We start from the raw sequence: 6817 nt of genomic DNA on the forward strand, positions 1-6817 counted from the left end.
GTGCCGACGCGCAGCTTGGGGCCCTGGAGGTCGCACAGGATGGTGATCGGGCCGCCCACGGTCTTTTCCAGAGCGCGGATATTGGCGATGGTTTCGGCGTGAGTCGCGTGATCGCCGTGGCTCATGTTCACGCGGAACGCATCGGCGCCGGCGCGGTAGAGCTTTTCGAGCATTTCGGGGCTGCGGCTGGCCGGGCCGACGGTGGCCAGGATCTTGACCTTGCGGCCACGGGGATGGTGTGAGGCTGGAACGGGCTTCGCCACTGGCAACTCCTGCGCTGTGTGTGGGCCAGAGATATGACGGTGTCCGGGCTGGTGCGTTGGGGCTATGGCGCAAGCGACACCAAAACCCAAGGGACCTTGACCATGGATACGAATTCTTCCGATCGATTGGACGCGCTTCCCGATGCGGTGGCCGCCGCTGCCTTCCGCCACCTCGTCCGCCATTTGCGCCATCGCCACGATGCGCAGAACATCGACCTGATGGGGCTGGCCGGTTTTTGCCGCAATTGCCTGGCCGACTGGGTCATCGAGGCCGGGGCCGATATGGACAAGACCACCGCGCGCGAGGCGATCCACGGGTTGCCCGCCGCCGAATGGAAGGCGCGCTACCAGACCGAGGCGACGCCCGAACAGCTCGCGCGGATGGAGGAGAGCATGAAGAAGAATGCCTGACGCAGCCTGAGCATCGGCGGTTTAACTCTGGGGATATCGGGGCGGGGGGCTTTCCCGCTGGCGCACCGGGCGTCTATCGGGCGAGCAACTGATTCATCAACCCCGATGTTCGCGGAGCCAGATCAATGTCCGAAGATGCCACCAATTCCGATGCCACGAATTCAGACGACCGCCTGCGCCTGCTGATCGAGCGCGTCGAGCGGCTTGAAGAAGAAAAGAAGGGCATCGCCGACGATATCCGCGACGTCTATGGCGAGGCCAAGGCGGTGGGTTACGACGCCAAGATCATGCGCCAGATTGTGCGGCTGCGGAAGATGGCGCCCGACGATCGCCGCGAGATGGAAACCATCCTCGATCTCTACAAGGCTGCGCTGGGCATCGGCTGACCCAACTCGCGCGGGTCAGTCGGCCCGCGCGAACATGCTTTTGAGCGGGCGGGCCATCACCCGCCGCAGCATCGGTTCGAAAAATTCGAGCGGTTCGGTATCGTAAGCCGGGTCGAACGCCGATTGATCGTATTTCTCGCAGAATTCCGCACAGGCATCGTAGTGCGGGTTGTCGCGGAACTTGTCGCGCAAGTTGCGATCGCCTCCCAGGAAGTGGAAATAGTAATAGCCCTGGAACGCGCCGTGGTTCTGGCAGATCCAGTGCACTTCCTCGGTCACGAACGGCTTGATCATCGCCGCGCCCAGTTCGGGGTGGTTGTAAGTGCCGAGCGTGTCGCCGATGTCGTGGAGCAGCGCCATCACCACGTAGGCTTCATCGCGGCCGTCGCGGCGCGCGCGCGTGGCGCATTGCAGGCTGTGCTGCATCCGATCGATCGGAAACCCGCCGAAATCGCCATTCAGCAGCTTGAGGTGCGTCAGCACGCGATCGGGCAGCCTGGACGCGAAGTCCATGTAGTCCTTGCCGATGATCGCCCAATCGGCTTGCGTACCATTGTCCATCGCGGTGAATTGCGCGCGTTCGAGCGTGTCCGTAGAATCGGTCATCGTGCCTCTCCAAGCTTTGGCGCAGTCGTAACCCAGACACGAGCGTCACGCAAAACCTATCCCTCGCCATCGCAACGGGCTAGGATGCGCGGGCCATGGCCGTCCTGCCGTTCAATCCCACACCGTTTTTTCGGCCCACCCCGTTTTTCGGCAACAAGAACCGTGCGTTCTGGCAGCTCGAACTGCTGGGCTGGGGCGGTTCGATGCTGCTGCGCGTGGTCTCGAGCCTGGCCAACGCGCAGCCGTGGTCGTTCCTGGTCATCGTGCTGATCGCCACGATTACCGGCTTTTCGATCTCGATGATCCTGTCGGTAATCTACCGCGCGCTGATCAACCGACGCCCGTTCGTCACCTGGGGGGTGACCACGCTGGTGCTGGCGTTGGCCGTGGGGCTTTACGCATTCATCGATTCGTGGCTGATCAGCCTTTACCGTCCCTCGACCGAGCAGGGCTTTGCGCAACTGTTCCTGGGCGCGTTCTACCTCGATCTCACGCTGCTGGGCGCATGGTCGGCGCTCTATTACGCGATCAACTTCTTCCTCCAGGTGGAAGAACGCAACGACCAGTTGCTCAAGCTGGAAGCGCAGGCCACCAGCGCGCAACTGGCAATGCTGCGCTACCAGCTCAACCCGCATTTCCTGTTCAACACGTTGAATTCGATCTCGACACTGGTGCTGCTCAAGCAGACCGAGCCGGCCAACGCGATGCTCTCGCGGCTGTCGTCGTTCCTTCGGCACACGCTGGTCAACGATGCCACCGCGCGCGTCACGGTGGCGCAGGAGGTCGAGACGCTGAAGCTCTACCTCGATATCGAACGAATGCGCTTCGAAGAGCGCCTGCGCACCGAATTCATCATCGAGGATGCCGCCAGGAACGCGCTGATGCCCTCGCTGCTGCTCCAGCCATTGGTCGAAAACGCGATCAAGTACGCGGTCAGCGCCTTGGAAGAAGGCGCCGAAATCACCGTTTCTGCGCAACTCGTCGGTCCGATGCTTCGGGTCACCGTCTCCGACACCGGGCCGGGCTTGCAAAGCGACGGTGACGCTACGAGATCGTCAACCGTGACGAGTGACAGCACCGATCCCGTGCCGCAACCCAGCGATAACCAGACCACCAGCGCCAACTCGACTGGGTTGGGCCTGGCCAACATCCGCGACCGGCTGGCGCAAGCCTATGGCGACAACCAGGTGTTCGAAGCCACCAACCGGCCCGAAGGCGGGTTCCAGGTCGTGCTCGAACTGCCCTTCGAAGCCCGGGTAATTCTCACCGAGGCAAATATCTCACCGCCGCAGCGCGCCATGGCCGCGCTGGGCTCGCGATAACGGTTCCGCAAGGGCCGCTCCTGATAATGGTTGTGCCCGCCACTTCTGGCGGCGTGGCAGCCAAGTGCCGAAAGGACACGAATGACCATCCGCACCATCCTCGTCGATGACGAGAAGCTCGCAATCCAGGGGCTCCAGCTCCGCCTCGAAGCGCACCCCGATGTCGAGATCATCGACACCTGCTCGAACGGGCGCGAGGCGATCCGCAAGATCAAGACCGAAAAGCCCGACCTGGTATTCCTCGATATCCAGATGCCCGGGTTCGACGGGTTCAGCGTGGTCAGCGGGGTGATGGAGATCGATCCGCCGTTGTTCGTGTTCGTCACCGCCTATTCCGAACACGCGCTGAAGGCGTTCCAGGCCAACGCCGTCGATTACCTGATGAAGCCGATCGAGCCCGACCGGCTGGCCGATGCGCTCGATCGCGCTCGCACGCGGCTGGCTGAAAAGCGCGGATTGGAGGAAGTCGAAAAGCTCAAGACCGTGCTCGCCGAAGTCGCCCCCGAAGCGCTCGATGCGATGCCCGAGGACACCGAACACGCGGTCGGCCGCTTCGAAAAGCTCATCAACATCAAGGACCGCGGCCAGATCTTCCGCGTCGACGTCGATTCGATCGAACGCATCGAAGCCGCGGGCGATTACATGTGCATCTACTACGGCGACAATTCGCTGATCCTGCGCGAAACGATGAAGGACCTTGAGCGCCGGCTCGACCCGCGCGTGTTCCAGCGGGTGCACCGCTCGAAGATCGTCAACCTTGATCTGGTGCGGCAGGTGAAGCCGCATACCAACGGCGAATGTTTCCTGGTGCTCGAATCGGGCAACGAGGTGAAGGTTTCGCGGTCGTACCGGGATGTTGTGGCTAGGTTCGTGCACTGACGCTGCCCACTACCCTCCTTTCGTCCTGAGCTTGTCGAAGGACTGCACTTCTTCTACCGCCCGGCGCATTGCGCGAAGTGAAAGACAGCCCTTCGACAAGCTCAGGGCGAACGGGGGTTTACGTGAGCAGTGTGTTTGATCTCCCCGGTTTCGAGCTGGCCACCTTCGTCACTGCCACGCTGGCCGAAGACCTCGGCGCGGGCTTGGAAGGCGGCGGCCATGACGTCACCAGCGAAAGCGTCATCCCCGAAGAAGCACGCTTCGTTGGCGTCATGGCCAGCCGCGACCCCATCACAGTCGCCGGCCTGCCGATCGCCGCCGCCTTCTTCCGCGCGCTCGACCCCGCCGTCGCCATCACGCAACTGGTCGAAGACGGCACGCGAGTCCCGCCCGGCACCGAACTGATGCGCCTGTCGGGCCGCGCCCGCGCGATGCTCACCGCCGAACGCAGCGCACTCAACACCGTCCAGCACCTGTCGGGCATAGCCACGCTCACCCGCAGCTACGTCGATGCCATGGGCGACACGAAGGCCAAACTGCTCGACACCCGCAAGACGATCCCCGGCCTGCGCCACCTGGAAAAATACGCCGTCCGCATGGGCGGCGGCCAAAACCACCGCATGGGCCTGTGGGACGCCGCGATGATCAAGGACAACCATGTCGCGGTGTCGGGCGGAGTAGCCGAAGCCGTCCGCCGCGCCCTGGCGGCAGGCGTGGCGGTGGTAATCTGCGAAGTCGACCGCCTCGACCAGATCGAACCCGCCCTGGCCGCAGGCGCCACTCGCCTGCTGCTCGACAACATGGGGCCCGAGATGCTGCGCGAGTCAGTGGCGTTGGTCGCCGGCCGAGCCCCCTGCGAAGCCTCAGGCGGGGTCCGCCTCGACACGATCGGCGCGATTGCCGCTTCGGGTGTGGATTACGTCTCGGTCGGGAGGTTGACGCAGAGCGCCCCTGCGGCGGATATCGGGCTGGATTTTAGGCTAGTTTGAAGGGGAGAGGGAAGGGGCTTCCGGGGGCCAAGGGCCAGCAGCCCTTGGCCCCCGTTACTTGGCCATCCTGTGCAGGCTAGGCGTACCCATCCGGCGACGGCCGCGGGGAGTGTCAGATTCCTTTCATGAACTCTGACCGGCGATCGTCCAGTAGGTCTTCGAGGAAGTCGAGGCCCTTCCTGGTAAAGCCTGTGACGGATGCGGCGTTTTCATGCAAGCTGTCGAGGATGTTGAGGCAGCCGTCCTCGGGTTCCATTTGTTCGGCCAGTTCTTCGATGACCTCGATATCGATGCCAAGGTGGTTTGCCGCGAAGCGGGCGGCGAATACCATCGATGGGGCCGCCATCAGGCTGCCTTCGCGGGCCGGATCGATGGCGCCCAGTTCCACGGCAGCAACGCTTCGAGCTGCTGTGCCGGATGGTCGGCGATGCGGGCGAGCACATCGGCGAGCCAAGCTTGTGGGTCGACATCGTTGAGCTTGGCAGACTGGATCAGAGTGTAAAGCACGGCAGCGCGCTCGCCGCCGCGGTCGGAGCCGCAGAACAGCCAGGCTTTGCGGCCAAGCGGCACGCAGCGCAGAGCGCGCTCGGCAGCGTTGTTGCTAAGGCAGACCCGGCCGTCATCGAGAAAGCGGGTGAACGCCGGCCAGCGGCGCAGCATGTAGTTGATGGCCTTGGCCAGATCGTGGTTGCGCGACAACTTCGCGAGTTGGGCCTCCAGCCAGTTGTGAAGGTCATCCATCAGCGGCGTGCTGTGCTCGCGACGGATCGCCAGACGCTCGGCCGGGCCAAACCCGTTGATGGTGCGCTCGATGTCGAACAGGGCGTCGAGCTTCTGCACGGCTTCGAGCGCGATCGGATAAATCGTGCCAGTACGCTCGCCGCGGCTCTTCTTGCGGGCCGCGCCCTCGACATCGGCGAGCTCGAAGAACTTGCGCCGGGCGTGCGCGAAACAGCCAGCCTCGATGATAGGCCCGGGTGCACGCCCGTCCTTGTACAGCTCATTATAGCCGCCGTAGGCATCGGCCTGCAGTAGTCCCGACCAACTGGCGAGATGGGCGCGTGGATGCTCGCCGCGCCGATCTCGCGAATAGTGGAACAGCGCCGCGGGCGGATCTGATCCGGCAAATGGCCGGTCATCGCGCACGTAGACCCACAATCGCGCGGTATCGGTCTTGCGCTTGGCCATCACCGGCACGGTGGTGTCGTCGCCATGGAGGCGCTCGGCGGCAAGGACGTGGGCCTCGATCAACCGGTAGACCGGCATCAGGGCGAACGCGGCAGCGCCGACCTGGTCGGCCAATGTCGATATGCTGAGCGGCACGCCTTCACGGGCGAACCGGTCGGCCTGGCGATTGAGAGGCTGGTGCTGGCCGTACTTCTCGAACAACAGCATGGCGAGAAAGCTGGGGCCTGCCCATCCGCGCGGCACGACGTGGAAGGGTGCTGGCGGCTGCGTGATCTTCTCGCAATCCCGACAGGCGAACTTCTCACGAACGGTCTGGATGACCTTCCACTGGCGCGGGATCACTTCCAGCGTCTCGGTGACATCCTCGCCGAGCTTCGACAGCCTGGCGCTGCCGCAGGCCGGGCACGAGCAGGGCGATGGCAGGACAACCCGCTCACGCGGCAGGTGCTCGGGAAAGGGCTTCCTCGCCGGGGCCTTGCGCTCGAAGCTGCGAACGCTGGCGGTCTTCTCGGCGGCGACCTCAGCAACAAGAGCGTCTTCGCTGGCATCGGCCTCGAGCTCCTCGAGCTGCAGTTCCATCTGGTCGACAAGGCGGCGGGTACGTTCGGCGCTGGCGCCATATTGCTCGCGCTTCAGCTTGGCGATCTGCAACTTCAAATGCGCGATCAGCGCTGCGGTGGCACTCTCGCGAGCATTGGCATTGGCCAGCTTTGCTTCGGCTTCATCAGCTCGCAAAACGGCTGCTGCAGCGAACGCCCGCAGCGCTTCCAGAT

General features: G+C 63.8%; 9 protein-coding genes. 5 read left to right on the top strand and 4 right to left on the bottom strand.

What is annotated here, in order from left to right:
- A partial coding sequence (locus Q0R16_RS14110) for a pyruvate kinase (protein WP_295637291.1) occupies window positions 1-263 on the bottom strand: 263 nt, incomplete at its 3' end.
- Between the two features lie 102 nt (window positions 264-365).
- Here Q0R16_RS14110 and Q0R16_RS14115 point away from each other — a divergent pair.
- Entirely contained in the window at window positions 366-674 is a 309-nt protein-coding gene (locus Q0R16_RS14115; RefSeq protein WP_295637294.1) for a DUF1244 domain-containing protein, read from the top strand.
- A gap of 125 nt (window positions 675-799) precedes the next feature.
- Entirely contained in the window at window positions 800-1060 is a 261-nt protein-coding gene (locus tag Q0R16_RS14120) for a DUF2312 domain-containing protein (RefSeq protein ID WP_295637297.1), read from the top strand.
- 15 nt (window positions 1061-1075) lie between these two features.
- On the opposite strand, the gene Q0R16_RS14125 is transcribed toward Q0R16_RS14120, so the two are convergent.
- Window positions 1076-1666 carry an HD domain-containing protein gene (locus Q0R16_RS14125; protein WP_295637300.1) on the bottom strand — a complete coding sequence of 197 codons (591 nt, stop codon included), beginning with the start codon at window positions 1664-1666 and terminating at the stop codon, window positions 1076-1078.
- A 95-nt stretch (window positions 1667-1761) separates the two neighbouring features.
- Between Q0R16_RS14125 and Q0R16_RS14130 the strand changes: the two genes are divergently transcribed.
- The 3 genes from Q0R16_RS14130 to nadC all read left to right on the top strand — a co-directional run bounded on the left by Q0R16_RS14130 (window position 1762) and on the right by nadC (window position 4856).
- Window positions 1762-2988, top strand: coding sequence for a histidine kinase (locus tag Q0R16_RS14130; RefSeq protein ID WP_295637303.1), 1227 nt, complete (start codon window positions 1762-1764; stop codon window positions 2986-2988).
- Between the two features lie 81 nt (window positions 2989-3069).
- Window positions 3070-3867, top strand: coding sequence for a response regulator (locus Q0R16_RS14135; protein WP_295637306.1), 798 nt, complete (start codon window positions 3070-3072; stop codon window positions 3865-3867).
- 122 nt (window positions 3868-3989) lie between these two features.
- Entirely contained in the window at window positions 3990-4856 is an 867-nt protein-coding gene (gene nadC / locus Q0R16_RS14140; RefSeq protein ID WP_295637307.1) for a carboxylating nicotinate-nucleotide diphosphorylase, read from the top strand.
- Window positions 4857-4968: 112 nt separating this feature from the next.
- On the opposite strand, the gene Q0R16_RS14145 is transcribed toward nadC, so the two are convergent.
- Both Q0R16_RS14145 and Q0R16_RS14150 read right to left on the bottom strand, forming a co-directional pair.
- Complete coding sequence (locus tag Q0R16_RS14145; RefSeq protein WP_295637311.1) at window positions 4969-5244, bottom strand: hypothetical protein; 276 nt, start codon at window positions 5242-5244, stop codon at window positions 4969-4971.
- Window positions 5202-6815, bottom strand: a complete 1614-nt coding sequence (locus Q0R16_RS14150; RefSeq protein WP_295637313.1) for an IS66 family transposase — start codon at window positions 6813-6815, stop codon at window positions 5202-5204. Before Q0R16_RS14150 ends, Q0R16_RS14145 begins: the two co-directional genes overlap by 43 nt.
- Window positions 6816-6817 lie beyond the last annotated feature (2 nt).

This window comes from Novosphingobium sp. (genome assembly GCF_025351285.1).
Taxonomy (GTDB): domain Bacteria; phylum Pseudomonadota; class Alphaproteobacteria; order Sphingomonadales; family Sphingomonadaceae; genus Novosphingobium.

Excerpts from the sequence above, each read along its gene's own strand:
- Q0R16_RS14135 (WP_295637306.1), top strand. The coding sequence starts at position 3,070 with ATGACCATCCGCACCATCCTCGTCGATGACGAGAAGCTCGCAATCCAG.
- Q0R16_RS14120 (WP_295637297.1), top strand. The coding sequence starts at position 800 with ATGTCCGAAGATGCCACCAATTCCGATGCCACGAATTCAGACGACCGC.
- Q0R16_RS14125 (WP_295637300.1), bottom strand. The coding sequence starts at position 1,666 with ATGACCGATTCTACGGACACGCTCGAACGCGCGCAATTCACCGCGATG.
- Q0R16_RS14130 (WP_295637303.1), top strand. The coding sequence starts at position 1,762 with ATGGCCGTCCTGCCGTTCAATCCCACACCGTTTTTTCGGCCCACCCCG.
- Q0R16_RS14115 (WP_295637294.1), top strand. The coding sequence starts at position 366 with ATGGATACGAATTCTTCCGATCGATTGGACGCGCTTCCCGATGCGGTG.